Source organism: Mycobacterium sp. THU-M104, from assembly GCF_049197365.1.
GTDB lineage: Bacteria > Actinomycetota > Actinomycetes > Mycobacteriales > Mycobacteriaceae > Mycobacterium.
The window spans coordinates 1-2,037 of sequence record NZ_JBMIOP010000231.1 but is presented as its reverse complement, the minus strand read 5'-3'; the positions used below and the strand labels follow the sequence as shown (position 1 = coordinate 2,037).

Below are 2,037 nucleotides of genomic sequence, written 5' to 3'. Positions count from 1 at the left end.
CCGCCGGTGTCCGGGCTGCACCTGCAGTTCGGCAGGAACGCCGCCACGGAGGTGGTGGTGTCCTGGCACACCACCGAGGCCGTCCGCAATCCGCGCGTCATGCTGGGAACGCCCGCGTCGGGTTTCGGGCGCACCGTGGCGGCCGAGACCCGCTCCTACCGGGACGCCAAGTCCAACAACGAGGTTCGGGTCAACCACGCCCGCCTGACGAACCTGACCCCCGATTCGGACTACGTTTACGCCGCGGTGCACGACGGCACCGACCCGGTGACCGGGACGGTGCGAACGGCACCGTCCGGGCGAAGGCCGTTGTGTTTCACCAGCTTCGGTGACCAGTCGACTCCCTCGCTGGACAAGTTGGCCGACGGCGGTTACGGCACCGACAACATCGGGTCGCCGGCGGCCGCCGACACCACGATGGCGATCGAACGCATCGGGCCGTTGTTCAACCTGGTCAACGGCGACCTGTGCTACGCCAACCTCGCCCACGACCGAATCCGCACCTGGTCGAACTGGTTCGAGAACAACACGCGCTCGGCGCGTTACCGACCGTGGATGCCCGCGGCGGGCAACCACGAGAACGAGTTGGGCAACGGGCCGGTCGGTTACGCCGCCTACCAGACGTACTTCGCGGTGCCCGAGTCGGGCGCCGCCCAGGAGTTGCGCGGCCTGTGGTACTCCTTCACCGCGGGCTCGGTGCGGGTGATCAGCCTCAGCAACGACGACGTGTGCTTCCAGGACGGCGGCAACTCCTACGTGCACGGCTATTCCGGTGGCGAACAGAAGCGCTGGCTCGAGCGCGAATTGGCCGACGCGCGACATGACCCGGACGTCGACTGGGTGGTGGTGTGCATGCATCAGACGGCGATCTCGACCGCCAACCACACCAACGGCGCCGACCTGGGCATCCGCGAGCAGTGGCTGCCGCTGTTCGACCAGTACGGGGTCGACCTGGTGGTGTGCGGCCACGAGCACCACTACGAGCGGTCGCATCCGGTGCGCGGGACTCTGGGCACCGAGACGCTCACGCCGAGACCCGTCGAAACGGGCGACGGGATGATCGATGCGACCCTGGGCACGGTGCACGTCGTGATCGGCGGGGGCGGGACGTCGCTGCCGTCCAACGGAATGTTCTTCCCTGACCATCGGTGCCGGGTGGTGATGGGTGTGGGCCCGTTCGATCCCGCGATCGGGCGCAAGGCGCCGATCTATGTGACCGAGGAGGCGCCGTGGTCGGCGTTTCGCGACCGCGACTACCCTCACGGCTTCGCAGCGTTCGAGGTCGACCCGGGCTCCCCCGGCGGCAACACGTCGATCAAGGCGACGCACTACGCGCTGAGCGGGCCGTTCGGCGCGATGACCGTCGTGGACGAATTCACCCTCACCAAGCCGCGCGCGGACGAGCCCTCACCGTAGAACATGGTCGGCTGAACGGGTTGCGACACCGCTGCCGCCGCGTCAGCGCCCCGTCATCGACGAGCACCCCAGCGCATCTAGGCGGGCGGGGGTTCCTCGTCGCCGGGGAGTCGGGCGTCGAGAAGGGCGCGCACGTGCTCACAGGGGGACTGACCGCGGTCTCGAATATGCAGAACCTCACGGATCTGGGCGAGTGTGAGCCCCGCGGCCTTGCCTCGGTGGATGAAGTCGATCCTGGTGACGGTCTCGGGCGAGTAGTCCCGGTAGCCGGAGGGCGTGCGGTCGGTTTCGGGGAGCAAACCCTGTTCCTCGTAGAAGCGCAGGGTCGTGCTGGTGGTGCCGACAGCGTCGGCCAACTCTCCGATCCGCACCGTCCCTACCGCATCTTTTGATTCGCGACTTGACCTTCATCTGTACTGGAAGGTTCATTATGGCGCTGACGAACGGATTCTCCAAGCGATTCAGGAGAGACAGGCTGTCAAGTTAACGGTGTAACTGGTTGTCGTAGTGTTACTTTCGGCCTGGGGTTAGTCGTCCCGGGAAGGCCAGCTCGAACGCGTCGAGTGGCGCCTTCCATCGATTCATCCAGCGTTGCCGGCCTTTGCCGGTCGGATCGAGGCT

Annotated in this window: 1 protein-coding gene and 1 pseudogene; one reads left to right on the top strand and one right to left on the bottom strand. The window is 66.7% G+C overall.

Going from position 1 to position 2,037, the window contains the following annotated elements:
* Positions 1 to 1,416, top strand: a 1,416-nt coding sequence (locus ACOJVU_RS17565) for a purple acid phosphatase family protein (RefSeq protein ID WP_421530943.1), incomplete at its 5' end; no start/stop codon positions are given.
* Positions 1,417 to 1,508: 92 nt separating this feature from the next.
* Here ACOJVU_RS17565 and ACOJVU_RS17560 read toward each other — a convergent pair.
* A pseudogene (locus ACOJVU_RS17560) lies at positions 1,509 to 1,787 on the bottom strand (heavy metal-responsive transcriptional regulator); the annotation flags it as partial.
* Positions 1,788 to 2,037: the final 250 nt, after the last annotated feature.